Raw genomic sequence first — 17,363 nt, forward strand, 5'->3', positions numbered from 1 at the left:
GGGTGGGGGACGCCTCAGTCGCCCCCTGACCCCAATCCTGCTACCATCGCGCGCCATGCAAGTCAGCGACTTCGACTTTTTCCTCCCTCAGGAACTCATTGCCCAGGCCCCGCTGCCCGATCGCGGCGGGGCCCGTCTGCTGTGCCTGGATGGGCCAACTGGACAACTGGCCGACCGGCAGATCCGTGATCTTCCAGAGTTGTTGTCTCCCGATGACCTGCTGGTGTTCAACGACACCCGCGTCATCCCGGCGCGTCTCAAGGGCCGCAAGGTGGAGACTGGCGGGCAGGTGGAAGTCCTGGTGGAGCGCATCACCGGCCGCCAGGCGGCCCTGGCCCATGTGCGGGCGAGCAAGGCCCCCGGACCCGGCACCCGGCTATGCCTGGAGGGTGTGGTGGAGGCAACGGTGGAAGGTCGGGACGGGGATCTGTTCGTGCTCGTTTTCGATGCGCCGGTGCTGGATCAACTGGAACAGCATGGTCATATGCCCTTGCCACCTTATATTACCCGGGAAGATACCGAGGAAGACCGGCAGCGCTACCAGACCGTGTTTGCCCGGGAACCCGGTGCTGTGGCCGCCCCGACGGCGGGTCTGCATTTCGATGATGCCTTGCTGGCGGCCATCCGTGCCCGAGGGGTGGAAACCGCCTCAGTGACCCTCCACGTGGGGGCCGGTACCTTCCAGCCGGTACGCGTGGCCGATACCCAGGATCATGTCATGCACGCCGAATGGGTGCGGGTCACCCAGGCGACCTGCGATCAGGTGGCCCGCTGCCGAGCCCGGGGTGGCCGCGTGGTGGCGGTGGGGACCACCAGCGTACGTTGCCTGGAGACCGCAGCGGCGGGCGGTGCACTGGCTCCCTTTGAGGGGGACACGCGTTTATTCATCACCCCTGGCTTTGAATGCCGGACGGTGGATGCCATGGTTACCAATTTCCATCTCCCCCAGTCCACCCTGCTGATGCTGGTCTGCGCCTTCGGCGGCCAGGCGGCAGTGCTGGCGGCCTATGCCCATGCGGTCAGCCAGGGGTATCGATTCTTCAGTTACGGGGATGCCATGTTCATGACAGCCCAGCGCGGGATGCAACACAATGCAGTTTGAGTTGATTGGCCAGGAGGGTGCCGCGCGTCGCGGGCGACTTCGCTTTGATCGCGGCACCGTGGAGACTCCAGCCTTCATGCCGGTGGGTACCTACGGCACCGTGAAGGCCATGACGCCCGAGGAACTGGAAGGCCTCGGGGCCGAGATCATCCTGGGCAATACCTTCCACCTGATGCTCAGGCCCGGCACGGAGGTGATCCAGGCCCATGGGGATCTGCATGACTTCATGCACTGGGAGCGGCCGATCCTGACGGACTCGGGTGGTTTTCAGGTGTTTTCCCTTGCGGAACTGCGCAAGATCACCGAGGAGGGTGTGCGCTTTCGTTCCCCGGTGGATGGCTCCCCCATCCTGCTCACCCCGGAGCGGTCCATGGAGGTGCAGCGCGCCCTGGGCTCGGATATCGTCATGATCTTTGATGAGTGCACGCCCCATCCGGCCACCGAGGATCAGGCGCGGGAGTCCATGGAACTCTCCCTGCGCTGGGCCGCCCGCTCCCGGCAGGCCCATGGCGACAGCCCGGCGGCCCTGTTCGGCATCGTCCAGGGCGGCATGTACGACGGGCTACGCCGCCGCTCCCTGGATGGTCTGGTGGAGATCGGCTTCGACGGCTACGCCATCGGCGGTCTGTCCGTGGGGGAAACGGAGGAGGAGCGTCATCGGGTGCTGGATGGCCTGATGCCGCACATGCCGGTGCAGCGGCCCCGTTATCTCATGGGGGTGGGTCGGCCCGAGGATATCGTTGCGGCAGTGCAGCGCGGGGTGGATATGTTCGATTGCGTGATCCCCACCCGCAATGCCCGCAATGGCTTTTTCTATACCCGCGAGGGTGTGATGCGCATCCGCAATGCCCGTTTCCGGGATGACATCGGACCCATCGACCCTCACTGCGACTGCTACACCTGCCGAAACTACTCCCGTGCCTATCTCAAGCATCTGGATAAGTGCAACGAGATGCTGGCGAGTCGCCTGGCCACGCTCCACAACCTTTATTTCTACCAGACCCTGATGCGGGAGATGCGCGAAGCCATTGCGCAGGGGCAGCTGGACGCCTGGGTGGCCGAGTTCCATGGGCGGCGCGCGCAAACCCCACGGTCTATGCCATAATGCCGGCCTTTAACGGGCTCAGGCCCGGTCGATCTGTCAACTGCTAAGGAGTCCCACGCATGAACTTCCTGATTTCCGACGCGTATGCCCAGCAGGGCCAGCCCGCCGGGGGCGGTTTCATCGAGTTTCTGATCATGATCGTGATTTTCTTTGCGATCATGTACTTCCTGATCATCCGGCCGCAGAGCAAGCGCGCCAAGGAACACAAGGCGATGGTGGATGGGCTGAACAAGGGCGACGAGATCGTGACTCAGGGCGGCCTCGTGGGCAAGGTGACCCATGTGACGGACAATTTCATCAAGGTGGAAGTCTCCGAAGGCAATACGGTGAACATCCAGCGCCAGTCGGTGGCCACCGTTCTGCCGAAAGGCACGATGAAGGATATCTGATCCTCCACGCCGATCTCTCAACGCTGGTCTTGTCATGAACGCTTACCCTTCCTGGAAGTACCTGCTCATCGTGGTTGTGATCCTGGTGGGCCTGGTCTACTCGCTGCCCAACCTTTATCCCGAGGATCCGGTGGTGCAGATCGCTCATTCCGTCACCGACGAGGTGGATGAAGATACCCGGATGCAGATCCGGGCGATCCTGGAAGGGCGGGGCGTCGATATCAAGGCCGAGGAGTTCGACGGCAGCCAGATGATGCTGCGGTTCGATTCCACCGATGACCAGATGCGCGCCGCGGACATCCTGCGCAATGCGCTGACGGACAATCATTCCGTGGGGCTGAATCTGGCGCCGGCCACGCCCGACTGGTTGCGGGCTATCAATGCTCGCCCCATGTCCCTGGGGCTGGATCTACGCGGCGGCGTCCACTTCCTCATGGAAGTGGACATGGATGCTGTCGGTGACAACGTGGCCGAGCGTTACACCAGCGAGTTCCGTACCGTGCTGCGGGATGAACGCATCCGCTATCTGGCGGTGGAGCGGGACGGCAGTGCCGTGGAAGTGCGTTTTGAGGATCCGGCCAGCCGGGACGAGGCCCGTGATCTGCTGAGACGGGAATATCGCGGGGACCTGGATTTCAGTACGCGCCAGTCGGGTGAGGTGCATATCCTCACGGCAAGCATCAGTGATGATCAGCTTGAGGCTCAACGGCGTCTGGCCCTGCAGCAGAACATCACCACGCTGCGCAACCGGGTGGATGAACTGGGTGTGGCCGAACCGGTGATTCAGCAGCAGGGAGAGAATCGCATCGTTGTCCAGTTGCCGGGCGTGCAGGACACTGCCCGCGCCAAGGAGATCCTCGGTGCCACGGCCACCCTGGAGTTTCGCCTGGTGGACGAGTCCAATGACCCCTACGAGGCGGAGCGCACCGGTCGCGTGCCGGCCAACTCCCGACTCTACCATGAGCGTGACGGCAACCCGGTGCTGCTGCAGCGTCGGGTGATGCTCACCGGTGACTTCATCAACGATGCCACTTCCGGGCTTGCTCAGGACACGGGTGGCGCAGCGGTGTTCATCAATCTGGATGGCCAGGGGGCCCGGATCTTCGGTCGGGTGACGGGGGAGAACATTGGTCGCCTCATGGGCGTGGTCTTCATCGAGACCACGACGGACCTGGTGGAGCAGGATGGGGAAATGGTTCGCCAGGTTTCCCGCTCCGAAGAAGTCATCAATGTGGCCCGCATCCAGGATCAGTTGGGTCGACGCTTTCAGATTACCGGTCTGGACAGCACTCGTGAGGCCCACAACCTGGCCCTGTTGCTGCGCGCCGGTGCCCTGGCCGCGCCCATGAGTATTGTTGAGGAGCGCACGGTGGGCCCCAGCCTGGGTCAGGACAACATCGAGCGCGGTTTCAACTCGGTGGTGATCGGCTTTGTGCTGGTGCTGATCTTCATGGCCCTGTATTACCGGGCCTTTGGCCTGGTGGCCAACGTGGCGCTGGCCCTGAATCTGGTCCTCATCGTGGCGATACTCTCCATGCTGCAGGCCACGCTCACCCTGCCGGGGATCGCCGGTATCGTGTTGACCGTGGGCATGGCCGTAGATGCCAACGTACTGATCTTTGAACGAATACGCGAAGAACTCCGCAACGGCAATTCGCCCCAGGCGTCCATCCAGGCGGGTTATGCGCGGGCGCTGTCCACCATTGCCGACGCCAACATCACAACCTTGATTGCGTCAGTGGTGCTGTTCATGTTCGGCACGGGCCCCATCAAGGGCTTCGCCATTACCCTGTCCATCGGCATCCTGGTATCCATGTTCACAGCCTTGATGGTGACTCGCGCCATTATCAATCTGACCTATGGTCGTCAGCGTCGCCTCAAGACGCTCTCCATCTGAAGGCGGCAAAACGATGAAGCTTAATTTCGCCAACGCCAATATCAACTTTCTGGGCCAGCGGCGCATCGCCCTGACTCTGTCAGCCATTCTGCTGGTGGTGTCCATCCTGTTGCTGGTGTTTCGCGGGCTGAATTTCGGGATCGATTTCACCGGCGGCACCCTCATCGAGGTGGGCTATCCGGACGCGGTGGTACTGGAGGAGGTCCGCGACCAGCTGGAGGCCGGTGGTTTTGATCGGGCTACAGTCCAGAACTTCGGTACTTCCCGGGATGTACTGATCCGTCTGGCACCGCGTGAAGGGGAGGAGAGTGCCGAGCTCTCGGAAGAGGTGCTGCAGGTTCTGCGCAGTGGGGGACCCGAGGGTGTGGATCTGCGCCGGGTGGAATTTGTGGGCCCGCAGGTGGGGGATGAGCTGCGCGAGCAAGGCGGTCTGGCCATGCTTTATGCCCTGATCGGCATTCTCATCTACGTGGCTCTGCGTTTTGAATGGCGATTTTCCCTCGGCGCGGTGGCGGCGTTGATCCACGATGTGGTCATCACCCTGGGGATTTTCTCGCTGCTGTGGCTTGAGTTTGATCTGTCGGTGCTGGCGGCGATGCTGGCGGTCATCGGCTATTCGTTGAACGACACCATTGTGGCTTATGACCGTATTCGCGAAAACTTCCGGCGACTGCGTAAGGATGCTGTGGAAAAGGTGATGAACAAGTCCGTGAATCAGATCCTGTCGCGGACCATTATCACCAGCTTGACCACGCTGCTGGTCCTTGTGTGCCTCTTCCTGTTGGGCGGGGCGGTCATCCAGAACTTCGCCCTGGCCTTGATCATCGGCGTGCTGGTGGGGACTTATTCGTCCATCTACGTGGCCGCCGCCCTGGCGCTGGTGCTGGGTGTGGATCGCACCGTGATGCTGCCGGTGAAGAAGGAGGGAGAGGAGTTGGACGATCGGCCGTAAGGCGCCGTTTGGGCTTCCTGCTCGCAGCCCTCCACCCTCACCCCAACCCCTCTCCCGCCAGCGGGAGAGGGGCTCGGACTGGCTTCACCCCTCCCGGGTCACCACCGGATGCAACCGCTGCAGCATGGCCTTGAACACCTTCGGGCCGGCGGCCACCACGTTCCCATGGGTCAGGTAGTCCGGGCCGCCGCGCAGGTCGCCCACCAGGCCGCCAGCTTCCTGAATCAGCAGCACACCCGCGGCCATGTCCCATTCATTCAGGCCAATCTCCCAGAAACCATCCAGACGCCCGCAGGCCACATAGGCCAGGTCCAGGGCGGCGGAGCCGGGGCGGCGTACGCCGGCAGTGCCGGGCAGCAGGGCCTTGAGGGTGCGCAGGTAGTAGTCCAGGTCCTGATCCTGGCGGAAGGGGATGCCGGTGCCCAACAGGGTGCCAGAGAGATCCTTGTGCTGAGTCACGCGGATGCGGCGATTATTCAGGAAGGCGCCGGCACCCCGGGTGGCCACGAATAGCTCTTCCTTGATGGGGTCGTACACCACCGCCTGCTCCAGGCGCCCGCGCTGCTTCAGGGCGATGGAAACGGCAAACTGGGGGATGCCATGGATGAAATTCGTGGTACCGTCCAGGGGGTCGATCACCCAGACGAATTCCCTGTCGATGTGCTGCTCACCGCTTTCCTCGGCCATGATGCCGTGATCCGGGTAGGCCCGCTGGATCACGCGGATGATCTCACGCTCGGCATTGCGATCCACTTCCGTGACAAAATCGTTGGGCTGCTTGTCCTGGATCTGCAGGGTATCCACCCGATTGGCACTACGTGCGATGACATGGCCCGCAGCACGGGCGGCCTTGATGGCGGTGTTCAAAAACGGATGCATGGCGAGGGTGTCCGACTGATTTTGAAGGAAACGACGTCGTATCCGCGAAGGGTACGGGAAGATGGCGAACCATACACAACCTGCGATGACAATTGAAGCAAACCAAGACACAAACATCCTGAACGAGGTACGCATCGTTCTGGTGAACACCACACACCCCGGTAATGTGGGTGGCGTGGCCCGGGCCATGAAGAACATGGGGCTGAGTGATCTGCACCTGGTGAACCCTCAGGGCTACCCCAGTGCCGAGGCCACCGCCCGGGCCTCCGGGGCGGATGATCTGCTGGCCCGGGCTCGGGTGCATGATGGCCTGGATGCGGCGCTGGAGGGCTGTCAGTTCGTGCTCGGCACCAGCGCCCGCCAACGCACCCTGCGCTGGCCTCAGTACGAGCCCCGGCAGGCGGCCGCCGAACTGCTCACCGCGGCCCGCTCGGGCCCCGTGGCGCTGCTGTTTGGCCGCGAGCGCACCGGCCTCACCAACGAGGAGCTGGATCGCTGCAATGCCCTGGTGAACATCCCTGCCAATCCCGAGTACAGCTCCCTGAATCTGGCAGCGGCAGCCCAGGTGCTCAGCTATGAGCTGCGCATGACTGCCCTGGAAGGACAGGTTGCCTCAGTGCCGGTGGAATCGGACGGCGAGTTACCCGCCGCACATGAGGAGGTGGAGCGCTTCTACACCCATCTGGAGGAGACCCTGCGGCTGCTGGACTTCCTGGACCCGAACAATCCCCGGCATCTGATGCGTCGCCTGCGCCGCTTGTTCGGTCGCACGCGCCTGACCATCAACGAGGTCAACATCCTGCGCGGCATCCTTGCCCACGCCGCCAAGGGCCGGAAAGACTCGTCGTTGTAAGCTGCCGGGTGCCTGGCGTTCCACCCGGTTTCGATCCCGTCCTCGTGAAGTAGTACAATGCCCATTCCACACTGAGGAACTCGGGTACCAGGGAGTCTATGCTTCAGCGTCTGCGAGAGGATGTCCGCTGTGTCTTCGAACGCGACCCGGCGGCGCGCAACACCTTTGAGGTGCTCACCACCTATCCGGGTGTGCATGCGCTGTTGATTCACCGAATGAGTCACGGTTTGTGGCGCCACGGGTTGTGTTGGCCAGCTCGCTTCCTGGCCTATTTCGGTCGCTGGCTCACAGGTATCGAGATCCACCCCGGTGCCACCATTGGTCGACGTTTTTTCATCGACCATGGAATGGGTGTGGTCATCGGCGAGACGGCCGAGATCGGTGATGATTGCACCCTCTATCATGGCGTCACCCTGGGCGGTACCACCTGGGACAAGGGCAAGCGTCATCCGCAACTGGAAGATAACGTGGTGGTGGGGGCAGGTGCCAAGATCCTCGGGCCCATCCGGATCGGAGAGGGGGCTCGAATCGGCTCCAACGCCGTGGTGCTCAAGCAGATTCCACCCGGTGCCACTGTCGTGGGCATTCCCGGTCGGATTATCACCCCGCGCTCCGACGACGAAAAACGCCGGGAGGTCATGGCCCAGAAGATGGGGTTTGACGCCTATGGCATGACCGAGGACATGCCCGACCCGGTGGCCGTGGCCATTAATCGCATTCTCGACCACTTGCACACCCTGGATCAGCGTCTGGATGAGAACAGTCACGCCCTCAGGGAGCTGGGTGGCGACGTGGACGATTCCCATATCCGCGAGATCGAACCGGGAGAGCTGGGCGGATTGGCGCTGGATACCGATGAGGTGAGGCACCACACGACGGTGGTGGATCGCCGGAATAATACTTGACTAAAAAGATAGGGTATAGCTACTATACCCGGACGGATCATACGGGAGAGAGGGCAATGAGACTGACAACCAAGGGGCGCTACGCCGTCACCGCCATGCTGGACCTGGCGATACACAACGACCAGGGCCCGATATCCCTTGCGGATATCTCCGGACGACAGGGTATCTCACTGTCTTATCTGGAACAACTGTTCGCCCGCCTGCGTAAACGCGGCCTGGTGCTCAGTACGCGGGGTCCTGGCGGAGGTTATACCCTGAGCCGCCCCCCCAGCGAGTTGGCCATTGCCGATGTGATCTCCGCGGTGGATGAGAAGGTGGATACCACCCGCTGTGGCGGTACGGTCGACTGCCAGAATAATGAGCGCTGTCTCACCCATGACCTGTGGTCGGACTTGAGTCGTCAGATCTACGATTTTCTGGCCAACATCACCCTGGGTGATGTGATGAAGCGCAATGGTGTGCAGGAAGTGGCGGCCCGCCAGGACAGGGCCATGGGCGGTCAGCCTGTGAGCATATCCCGCGCTTCGGTCGCTCCGGTGAGCGCCGCTTCGGAATCGGTGGAATAGCTCTGGCCTGGCCGCGTGCGGGGCCGTTTGTGAGGAGACAGCAGTGAGCACTATCCAATTACCCATCTACCTGGATTATTCGGCGACCACCCCGGTGGACGAGCGCGTGGCCGAGAAGATGGCCGGCTTCATGACCCGTTCCGGCTGCTTCGGTAATCCTGCCTCCCGTTCCCACAGCTTTGGCTGGACGGCCGAAAAGGCTGTGGAGACCGCCCGTGAACAGGTGGCGTCCCTGGTGGGTGCTGACCCCCGAGAGATCATCTGGACCAGTGGCGCCACCGAGGCCGACAACCTGGCCATCAAGGGGGCTGCGCACTTCTACCAGAAGAAGGGGCGCCATATCGTCACCCTGAAGACGGAGCACAAGGCTGTGCTCGACCCCTGCCGGCAGCTGGAGCGTGAGGGTTTCGAGGTCACCTATCTGGATCCGGAGCCCAGTGGTCTGTTGGATCTGAACAAGCTTGAGGCTGCCCTGCGGGAAGACACCATCCTGGTGTCGATCATGCATGTGAACAATGAGATCGGTGTCATTCAGGACCTGGAGGCCATCGGCAATCTGACCCGGGCCCGGGGTATCGTCTTCCATGTGGATGCCGCCCAGTCCGCCGGCAAGATTCCTCTGAGCCTCTCCGCCCTGCCGGTGGACCTGGCCAGTTTTTCCGCGCACAAGATCTACGGGCCCAAGGGCGTAGGTGCTCTGTATGTCTCTCGCAAGCCTCGGGTACGCCTGGAGGCCCAGATGCATGGTGGCGGGCATGAGCGGGGTCTGCGCTCCGGTACCCTGGTCACGCATCAGATCGTGGGTATGGGCGAGGCCTTCCGTATCGCTGGCGAGGCGATGGATGCGGAAGCAGCGCGTGTGCTCGAGTTGCGTAATCGTCTCTGGAATGGCCTCGACGCCATGGAAGAGGTGTATCTCAACGGTGATCTGGAGCACCGGGTGGCGGGCAATCTGAACGTGTCCTTCAACTTCGTGGAGGGCGAGAGCCTGATCATGGCGCTGAAGGACATCGCCGTCTCCTCCGGTTCCGCCTGCACCAGTTCCAGCCTGGAGCCTTCCTACGTGCTGCGCGCTCTGGGGCGTGACGATGAGCTGGCCCACAGTTCCATCCGCTTCTCCATCGGTCGCTACACCACCGCCGATGAGATTGATTACACCGTGGAACTGGTCAAGGCTGCCGTGAACAAGTTGCGCGAATTGTCGCCCCTATGGGAGATGTACCAGGAGGGGATCGACCTGAAATCCGTGGAGTGGGTGGCCCATTGATCCCCCGTCAGATCTGAATAGTGAGGTAAGCACGCATGGCCTATAGCGACAAAGTACTCGATCATTACGAGAATCCCCGCAATGTGGGGGCAATGGACAAGAACGACACCGCCGTGGGCACCGGCATGGTGGGTGCCCCCGCCTGCGGCGACGTGATGAAGTTGCAGATCAAGGTGAACGAGGCGGGGGTCATCGAGGACGCCAGGTTCAAGACCTACGGCTGTGGCTCAGCCATTGCCAGCTCCAGCCTGCTCACCGAGTGGGTGAAGGGCAAGACCCTGGAAGAGGCGGGCGCCATCAAGAACACCCAGATCGCCGAGGAACTGGCCCTGCCACCGGTGAAGATCCATTGCTCGGTGCTGGCCGAGGATGCCATCAAGGCCGCCATTGACGACTTCCGCAAGAAAGGCGGCAAGACCCCCGATGCCGCGCAAGAAAGCGCGTAAATCCTTGAACTGCCAGAGAAGCGAAGGAGGACAGGCATGGCCATCCAGTTGACCGATACCGCCGCCCAGCGGGTGCGCACCTTCATGGAAAAACGCGGTAAGGGCGTTGGCCTGCGTCTGGGGGTGAAGACCACCGGATGCTCCGGCATGGCCTATGTCATGGAGTTTGCCGATGAGCTGGAAGAGGGCGATACGGTGTTTGAAGACAAGGGCGTCAAGCTCATCGTCAATCCGCGCAGCCTGGTCTATCTGGACGGCACGGAATTGGACTACACCCGGGAGGGTCTGAACGAGGGCTTCAAGTTCAACAACCCCAATGAGTCTTCGCGCTGTGGTTGTGGCGAGAGCTTTGGTGTCTGACAGTCGTCACGGGAGCACGTAGGTGGATCTGGACTTCACTCGTAACTATTTTGAGCTGTTCGGCCTGCCCCAGCAGTTCCGCGTGGATGACGCGGCCCTGATGGCCGCCTACCGGGCGTTGCAGTCCGAGCTGCACCCGGACCGCTTTGCCCAGTCGGACGATCAGGCCCGTCGCCTGGCAGTGCAGGGGGCCTCTCACGTGAACGAGGCCTACGCCACGCTCAAGGATGACGGTCGCCGGGCCCGCTACCTGCTCAGCCTCAAGGGGACGGTGGTGGACGAGGAGAAGGAATCCGCCCATGACCCGCAATTTCTCCTGGATCAGATGGAGTTGCGCGAGGCCCTGGAGGAAGTGGACCAGGCTGCCGACCCCCTGGCGGCGCTGGATGCCCTGAGCAGGGATATCGAAATGCGCTACACGCAGATGCTGGCCGCTTTCGAGGTGGCCTTTGAATCCAACAACCTGGAGGCCGCCCGACAGGAAGTCCTGAAGCTCCGTTTTTTCGACCGCCTGCGCGAGGAAGTCGCGCGCATTTCCGAGCGGCTCGAAGACCAACTGCTGGGCTGAGCCCACGTCGGTTACGGGTCGCGACGCACTTCAAACACGGGTTCTATCGCCATGGCGCTATTACAGATTTCCGAACCGGGCATGTCTCCCGACCCCCACCAGCATCGCTTGGCGGTGGGCATCGACCTGGGGACCACCAACTCCTTGGTGGCCACCGTGCGCAACGGCGTGGCCGAAACATTGCCCGACCAAAAGGGTCGCCACCTCATGCCCTCGGTGGTGCATTACCCCGATCAGGGGCCGCCCCAAGTGGGGCAGGAGGCCCGCGGCTATTCGGCCCTGGATCCGCTGAACACCCTTTCTTCCGTCAAGCGCCTCATGGGCCGCGGTGTGAGTGACCTCAAGACCGTGGCGGGTCATGTTCCTTATGACTTTGTGCCCGGTGATGGCGGCGTGCCGCGCATCCGCACTCGCCAGGGCGATGTCACCCCCGTGGAGGTCTCCGGCGAGATCCTCAAGGCCCTGCGTGCCCGGGCCGAGGCCTCCCTGGGCGGCGAGCTGGAAGGTGCGGTGATCACCGTGCCCGCCTATTTCGATGATGCCCAGCGCCAGGCCACCAAGGATGCCGCGCGCCTGGCTGGCATGAACGTCTACCGGCTGCTCAACGAGCCCACTGCGGCCGCCATCGCCTACGGGCTGGACAAGGGCCAGGAAGGCGTGATTGCCGTCTTTGATCTGGGCGGAGGCACCTTCGATATCTCCATTCTGCGCCTCAATAAGGGCGTCTTCGAGGTGCTGGCCACCGGGGGTGACAGCGCCCTGGGCGGCGATGATTTCGACCGGGCCATCGCCGGCTGGATGATGCAGGAAGCGGGCATCGAAGGGGATACCGGCCACCATCGCATGCGTCAGCTGATGATGGATGCCTGTGCCGTCAAGGAGGCCCTTTCCGAACGCGAGGAGGCCAGACTCAAGGTGGCGTTGTCGGATTCCGACTACTGGTCCGGCTGTATCACCTGCGAGCAGATGAACTGTCTGATCGATCCTCTGATCAACAAGACCCTGGCCGCCTGTCGCCGTGCCTTGCGCGATGCCAAGGTCAAGCCCGAAGACATCCTGGACGTGGTCATGGTCGGGGGGTCCACCCGGGTGCCCCGCGTGCGCGAACGGGTGGGCGAGTTCTTCGGTCGTGCGCCGCGCGTGGATATCGATCCCGACAAGGTGGTCGCCGTGGGCGCCGCCCTGCAGGCGGACATCCTGGCCGGTAACAAGCCCGGTGACGAGATGCTGCTGCTGGACGTGATTCCCCTGTCCTTGGGGATCGAGACCATGGGGGGGCTGGTGGAGCACATCATCCCTCGCAACACCACCATCCCCGTCAGTCGTGCCCAGGAATTCACCACCTTCAAGGACGGCCAGAATGCCATGGCCCTGCACGTGATTCAGGGCGAGCGCGACCTGGTGGACCACAATCGCTCCCTGGCCCGCTTTACCCTCTCCGGCATTCCCTCCATGGTGGCCGGTGCCGCCCGGGTGCGCGTCACCTACCAGGTGGACGCCGATGGCCTGCTCAGCGTCAACGCCCGGGAGATGGTCAGTGGCGTGCAGTCCAGCATCGAGGTCAAGCCCTCCTACGGGCTCACCGATAACGAGATCGAGACCATGCTCACCGACTCGCGCAGTCACGCCCAGGAAGACATGCTGGCACGGCGCCTGCGTGAACAGCAGGTGGAGGCCGATCGGGTTCTCGAAGCGCTGGACTCCGCCTTGGGCGCTGACAGTGAACTGCTCAGCCAGGACGAACTCAAGGACATCCGCGATGCCCGCGAACAACTGGCGGCCGCCCGCGAAGGCGAGGACCACGAGGCTATTGCCCTTGCCATCAAAGGCCTGGAAAGGGCCAGCGAGGACTTTGTGGCCAGGCGCATGGATCAGAGCGTGCGCAAGGCCATGTCCGGCCATCGCGTCGAAGAATTCGAATAACCCCCGGAGCCGAGCATCACATGCCAAACATCATCTTCCTGCCCCATGAAGAGATCTGCCCGGAAGGGGCCTCCATCGAGGCCGAGTCAGGCACCAGTATCTGCGACGTGGCCCTGGCCAACGGCATCGAGATCGAGCACGCCTGCGAGAAATCCTGCGCCTGTACCACCTGCCACGTCTACGTGCGCGAGGGGATGGATTCCCTGGAAGATCCCACCGAGGATGAGGAAGACCTGCTGGACAAGGCCTGGGGCCTGGAACCCGACTCTCGCCTGTCCTGCCAGGCCCGGGTGGCCGACAAGGATCTGGTGGTGGAAATCCCCAAATACACCCTCAATCAGGTGTCTGAACAACACTAAGGGAGGAACGCCGCCATGTCGCTGAAATGGACCGACACCCTGGACCTGGCCATCGCCCTGCAGGATGCCCACCCGGACGTGGACCCCAAACACGTCAACTTTGTGGATCTGCGCAACTGGATCATGGCCCTGCCCGAGTTCGATGACGACCCCGCCCGTTGCGGTGAGCGCATCCTCGAGGCCGTGCAACTGGCCTGGATGGAAGAAGAGGATTAGCTCCCATGATCCGCATTGTCTGAACACCCCGCCACAGGGTAATATTCCCCCTCTACATCTCTCCCGGCGAGGGCCCCCATTGGTCCCCGCCGTCTTCGTGTTTCCTATATCATCGCTGGAGTTGCCGAATGGCCGTTGAACAAACCCTGTCCATCATCAAGCCCGACGCCGTTGCCAAGAACGTGATTGGCGAGATCTACAGCCGCTTCGAAAAGGCTGGCCTGACCATCGTCGCCGCCCGCATGATGCAGCTCACCCGCGAACAGGCCGAAGGCTTCTACGCCGTACACAAGGAACGCCCCTTCTTCAACGACCTGGTCAGCTTCATGATCAGTGGCCCCGTCATGGTGCAGGCCCTGGAAGGTGAGGATGCGATCGCCAAGAACCGCGAACTGATGGGCGCCACCAATCCCAAGGAAGCCGCACCCGGCACCATTCGCGCCGACTTTGCCGTGAGCATCGATGAAAACGCCGTGCATGGGTCCGACGGCGCCGATACCGCCAAGCAGGAAATCGCCTACTTCTTCAAGCCCGAAGAAGTCTGCAAGCGTATCCGCTGAAGATCGCGGAACCCGAGCAGTCAAAGCCACGGGCGCCCCTTCGGCGCCCGCAGGCCCGGGGGGCGGGACCCGGCCCCCGACCACAACCCCGGCCCGATGCCGGTGGATCGAGCCATGACTGACAAGGCCAAAATCAATTTGCTGGGCATGTCCCGGCAGGAACTGACAGACTTCTTCGCCCAGCGGGGTGAGAAGCCATTTCGAGCCGTGCAGGTGCTCAAGTGGATTCATCAGCGCGACTGCACCGATTTTGCCGCCATGACCGACCTCTCCAAGGCCGTGCGTGGCTGGCTGGCCGACGAGGCCGAAGTCCGTACCCCCGAGATCGTCCTGGAACAGTCTGCTGCCGACGGCACCTATAAATGGCTGCTGCGTCTGGACGACGGCAACTGCATCGAGACCGTCTTCATACCCGAGGACGGCCGTGGCACCCTTTGCGTGTCCTCCCAAGTGGGTTGCGCCCTGGACTGCAGCTTTTGTTCCACCGCCCGGCAGGGCTTCAACCGTAACCTGACATCTGCCGAGATCATCGGCCAGTTGCAGGTGGCCCGCGGTCGAATGCAGCCGGAAGACGGACAGAGCCGGGTGATCAGCAACGTGGTCCTCATGGGGATGGGAGAGCCCTTGCTCAACTTCGAACCCGTGTTGGGCGCCGTGTCCCTCATGCTGGAAGACAATGCCTATGGCCTCAGCCGGCGCCGGGTGACCGTGAGTACCTCGGGCATCATCCCCGCCATGGATCGCCTGCATGAAACCCTGCCCGTGGCCCTGGCGCTGAGCCTGCATGCCCCTAACGATGCCCTGCGCAATGAACTGGTGCCCATCAACCGCAAATACCCCCTGGGGCCCCTGATGGACGCCTGTCGCCGCTACGTGGGCAAGGGCGGGCACCACAGCCGGGTCACCATGGAGTACGTCATGATTGATGGCGTCAACGATACCCCGGGGCATGCGCGGGAACTGGCGCGTTTGTTGCGCGACGTGCCCTGCAAGATCAACCTGATCCCCTTCAACCCCTTCCCGGATGCCGGCTATCGACGCTCCAGCGAGGCAGCGCTGGCCCGCTTCCGGGATATTCTCATCCAGGCCGGTTACACCACCATCACACGCCGCCCGCGCGGAGATGATATCGATGCGGCCTGCGGACAACTGGTGGGACGGGTGGAAGACCGCACCCGGCGTACACTGCGCTATGCGAAGGTACCGAATGCCTCCGGGGTGACACCCCCATGAGTGTCTCGCGCCTGATTCCGGCCACCATCCTGCTGTTGGCCCTGGTATTGACCGGGTGTGCCGCGGCGCCGGAGGTGCAGGACCAGCAGCACCGTGCAGCCAGGGTCAACGTGGAGTTGGGCCTGCACTACATGCGTCAGAATCAACTCCAGCAGGCCAAGTCCAATCTGGAACGCGCCCTGGGGCAGGATCCAGGTTCTGCCCAAGTGCATGCAGCGTATGCGCTACTGCAGCAGCGCATACGCGAACCCGAAAAGGCCGACCGCCATTTTCGGCGAGCGCTGGACCTGGACCCTGATAATGCCGTGGTGCGCAATAACTACGGCACCTTCCTGTGTCGACAGGACCGTCTGGAAGAGGCGGAAACGGCCTTCACCAAGGCAGCCGAAGACCCGCTGTATTCCACCCCCGAGGTGGCCTGGACCAATGCCGGGATCTGCGCCCTCAAATATCCCGACGAGGAACTGGCGGAACAGTATTTCCGGCGTGCCCTGGAGGTCAATCCCAATCATGCCGATGCCCTCTACGAGATGATGCGTCTGGCGGACGAGAACGATCGTTACCTGCAGGCGCGAGCCTATGTGCAGCGACTCATGGAGGTGGCGAACCCGACGCCGGAGATTCTCTGGGTCTGTTATCGTGCTGAATTGGCCCTGGGTAACCGGGACGCTTCGGGGGATTGTGCCCTGCGCCTGAAGAACGATTTCCCGGATGCCCAGGAAACCCAACGAGTGCTGGAACGTGAAGCCCGTGGCGGACGATAAGATGCAGGATGACTTCAATGTGGCAGAATCCCACCAACAGGTGACGCCCGGCGAACTGCTGAGGCGTTACCGTGAGGCCGCAGAGATGTCCCGGGATGACCTGGGCAGTCGCCTGCAGTTGCATCCCAGAACCATGGCCGCACTGGAGGAGGATCGCTTCGATGCACTCCCCGAGCCGCCCTTCGTGCGCGGCTATTTACGCGGTCTGGCCAAGGTACTGGAGATCGATCCGGCACCGCTGGTGGAGGCCTATGAGGCCTGTGTCCAGGGAGCGGGGCAGGTAGCCTCCGAGCGACCCCGATCCACGGCCCGGACACCCGGTCCAGTGGCCTCTGAACGTCCCGCTCAATCCCGCCCGAAGACACCGCCGGGACTGCAGCGGGCCTCTGTGAGTGGGACCTGGATCGCGCTGGTGGGACTGCTGCTGGCCGGCGTGCTCGGTGCCGTGGTCTGGTATGTGAGCACCCTGGGGTCCTCCCCCCAGCAGACGGATGCGACGGCGTCTGCACCCTCAGGCGTCCAGGATGTTCCGGGTGATGAGCCAGAGCCCCTCCTGTCGTCGCCTTCCCTCAGGGAATCGTCACAGCCACCTGTCAACGCCCCACCGGAGTCCCCGGAGCGACTCGCCTCGCTGGAGCCCCAGGCCCCTTCGGCATCGGTTGAGCCCGAGCCTGCGTCGGCGCCTCCGGAGCCGGTGCCCCAGGCCCAGGAGCAGGACCAGGAACGCGCCCCCCCGGACCTGCCCCCGGGGCAGGGGCGGCTGGAATTGCGCTTTGAAGAGGACTCCTGGGTGGAAATCTCCGGCGCCGACGGTGGCCGCCTGCTGGTGGGCCTCATGCGCCAGGGCAGTGAGCGCCGCATTGAGGGGGCCACCCCCATCCGCGTCTTCCTGGGCAACGCGCCGGGCGTGCGTCTGGAATACAATCACCGGCCCGTTGAGTTGGAAGGCCGGGTACGCAGCGACAACACCGCGCGCTTCACCGTGGGTGGCTCTTGAAGGCGAAGGCCGGCCAACCCCT

The 17,363-nt window shown here is 62.9% G+C and carries 20 protein-coding genes; 19 read left to right on the forward strand and 1 reads right to left on the reverse strand.

Going from position 1 to position 17,363, the window contains the following annotated elements; all coding sequences use genetic code 11:
* Positions 1-55: 55 nt before the first annotated feature.
* Genes queA through secF form a run of 5 tightly spaced genes read left to right on the forward strand, consistent with a single transcriptional unit; the run spans position 56 to position 5,445 of the window.
* Positions 56-1,102 carry a tRNA preQ1(34) S-adenosylmethionine ribosyltransferase-isomerase QueA gene (gene queA / locus LPW29_RS04455; protein WP_238627100.1) on the forward strand — a complete coding sequence of 349 codons (1,047 nt, stop codon included), beginning with the start codon at positions 56-58 and terminating at the stop codon, positions 1,100-1,102.
* A complete protein-coding gene (tgt, locus tag LPW29_RS04460; RefSeq protein WP_238627043.1) occupies positions 1,092-2,207 on the forward strand; it encodes a tRNA guanosine(34) transglycosylase Tgt in 1,116 nt (371 codons plus the stop codon). The genes queA and tgt overlap by 11 nt, the downstream gene beginning before the upstream one ends.
* A gap of 59 nt (positions 2,208-2,266) precedes the next feature.
* On the forward strand, positions 2,267-2,596 hold the full coding sequence (yajC, locus tag LPW29_RS04465) for a preprotein translocase subunit YajC (RefSeq protein ID WP_090249838.1): 330 nt from the start codon (positions 2,267-2,269) through the stop codon (positions 2,594-2,596).
* 34 nt (positions 2,597-2,630) lie between these two features.
* On the forward strand, positions 2,631-4,493 hold the full coding sequence (gene secD / locus LPW29_RS04470; protein WP_090249841.1) for a protein translocase subunit SecD: 1,863 nt from the start codon (positions 2,631-2,633) through the stop codon (positions 4,491-4,493).
* 13 nt (positions 4,494-4,506) lie between these two features.
* On the forward strand, positions 4,507-5,445 hold the full coding sequence (gene secF / locus LPW29_RS04475; protein ID WP_090250508.1) for a protein translocase subunit SecF: 939 nt from the start codon (positions 4,507-4,509) through the stop codon (positions 5,443-5,445).
* Between the two features lie 84 nt (positions 5,446-5,529).
* Here the strand turns inward: secF and LPW29_RS04480 are convergent, their stop codons facing one another.
* The gene (locus LPW29_RS04480; protein WP_090249843.1) at positions 5,530-6,324 is read right to left on the reverse strand and encodes an inositol monophosphatase family protein; all 795 of its coding nucleotides are present in this window, start codon (positions 6,322-6,324) and stop codon (positions 5,530-5,532) included.
* An 85-nt stretch (positions 6,325-6,409) separates the two neighbouring features.
* Between LPW29_RS04480 and trmJ the strand changes: the two genes are divergently transcribed.
* The 14 genes from trmJ (at position 6,410) to LPW29_RS04550 (ending at position 17,341) form a co-directional block, all read left to right on the forward strand.
* Positions 6,410-7,177 (forward strand): tRNA (cytosine(32)/uridine(32)-2'-O)-methyltransferase TrmJ, encoded by a 768-nt coding sequence (trmJ, locus tag LPW29_RS04485; RefSeq protein ID WP_238627044.1) that lies wholly within the window; start codon positions 6,410-6,412, stop codon positions 7,175-7,177.
* A gap of 98 nt (positions 7,178-7,275) precedes the next feature.
* Complete coding sequence (gene cysE / locus LPW29_RS04490) at positions 7,276-8,082, forward strand: serine O-acetyltransferase (RefSeq protein ID WP_238627045.1); 807 nt, start codon at positions 7,276-7,278, stop codon at positions 8,080-8,082.
* A 56-nt stretch (positions 8,083-8,138) separates the two neighbouring features.
* On the forward strand, positions 8,139-8,648 hold the full coding sequence (locus LPW29_RS04495) for a Fe-S cluster assembly transcription factor (protein WP_090249848.1): 510 nt from the start codon (positions 8,139-8,141) through the stop codon (positions 8,646-8,648).
* Between the two features lie 43 nt (positions 8,649-8,691).
* The gene (locus tag LPW29_RS04500; protein WP_338018675.1) at positions 8,692-9,915 is read left to right on the forward strand and encodes an IscS subfamily cysteine desulfurase; all 1,224 of its coding nucleotides are present in this window, start codon (positions 8,692-8,694) and stop codon (positions 9,913-9,915) included.
* 35 nt (positions 9,916-9,950) lie between these two features.
* Positions 9,951-10,361 carry a Fe-S cluster assembly scaffold IscU gene (gene iscU, locus LPW29_RS04505; protein ID WP_238627046.1) on the forward strand — a complete coding sequence of 137 codons (411 nt, stop codon included), beginning with the start codon at positions 9,951-9,953 and terminating at the stop codon, positions 10,359-10,361.
* A 36-nt stretch (positions 10,362-10,397) separates the two neighbouring features.
* Positions 10,398-10,721: an iron-sulfur cluster assembly protein IscA gene (gene iscA, locus LPW29_RS04510; protein ID WP_063465887.1), complete on the forward strand. Its 324-nt coding sequence runs from the start codon at positions 10,398-10,400 to the stop codon at positions 10,719-10,721.
* A gap of 22 nt (positions 10,722-10,743) precedes the next feature.
* Positions 10,744-11,289 carry a Fe-S protein assembly co-chaperone HscB gene (gene hscB / locus LPW29_RS04515; RefSeq protein ID WP_238627047.1) on the forward strand — a complete coding sequence of 182 codons (546 nt, stop codon included), beginning with the start codon at positions 10,744-10,746 and terminating at the stop codon, positions 11,287-11,289.
* Between the two features lie 51 nt (positions 11,290-11,340).
* On the forward strand, positions 11,341-13,212 hold the full coding sequence (hscA, locus tag LPW29_RS04520; protein ID WP_238627048.1) for a Fe-S protein assembly chaperone HscA: 1,872 nt from the start codon (positions 11,341-11,343) through the stop codon (positions 13,210-13,212).
* Positions 13,213-13,232: 20 nt separating this feature from the next.
* On the forward strand, positions 13,233-13,571 hold the full coding sequence (gene fdx / locus LPW29_RS04525) for an ISC system 2Fe-2S type ferredoxin (protein WP_090249861.1): 339 nt from the start codon (positions 13,233-13,235) through the stop codon (positions 13,569-13,571).
* A gap of 21 nt (positions 13,572-13,592) precedes the next feature.
* Positions 13,593-13,787: a Fe-S cluster assembly protein IscX gene (gene iscX, locus LPW29_RS04530; RefSeq protein WP_090250513.1), complete on the forward strand. Its 195-nt coding sequence runs from the start codon at positions 13,593-13,595 to the stop codon at positions 13,785-13,787.
* Positions 13,788-13,915: 128 nt separating this feature from the next.
* Positions 13,916-14,347, forward strand: coding sequence for a nucleoside-diphosphate kinase (gene ndk / locus LPW29_RS04535; protein ID WP_238627049.1), 432 nt, complete (start codon positions 13,916-13,918; stop codon positions 14,345-14,347).
* Between the two features lie 114 nt (positions 14,348-14,461).
* The gene (rlmN, locus tag LPW29_RS04540) at positions 14,462-15,580 is read left to right on the forward strand and encodes a 23S rRNA (adenine(2503)-C(2))-methyltransferase RlmN (protein ID WP_238627050.1); all 1,119 of its coding nucleotides are present in this window, start codon (positions 14,462-14,464) and stop codon (positions 15,578-15,580) included.
* Positions 15,577-16,344: a type IV pilus biogenesis/stability protein PilW gene (gene pilW, locus LPW29_RS04545; protein ID WP_238627051.1), complete on the forward strand. Its 768-nt coding sequence runs from the start codon at positions 15,577-15,579 to the stop codon at positions 16,342-16,344. The genes rlmN and pilW overlap by 4 nt, the downstream gene beginning before the upstream one ends.
* Entirely contained in the window at positions 16,292-17,341 is a 1,050-nt protein-coding gene (locus LPW29_RS04550) for a helix-turn-helix domain-containing protein (RefSeq protein WP_238627052.1), read from the forward strand. The genes pilW and LPW29_RS04550 overlap by 53 nt, the downstream gene beginning before the upstream one ends.
* Positions 17,342-17,363 lie beyond the last annotated feature (22 nt).

This window comes from Ectothiorhodospira sp. 9100 (genome assembly GCF_022227565.1).
Lineage (GTDB): Bacteria > Pseudomonadota > Gammaproteobacteria > Ectothiorhodospirales > Ectothiorhodospiraceae > Ectothiorhodospira > Ectothiorhodospira marina.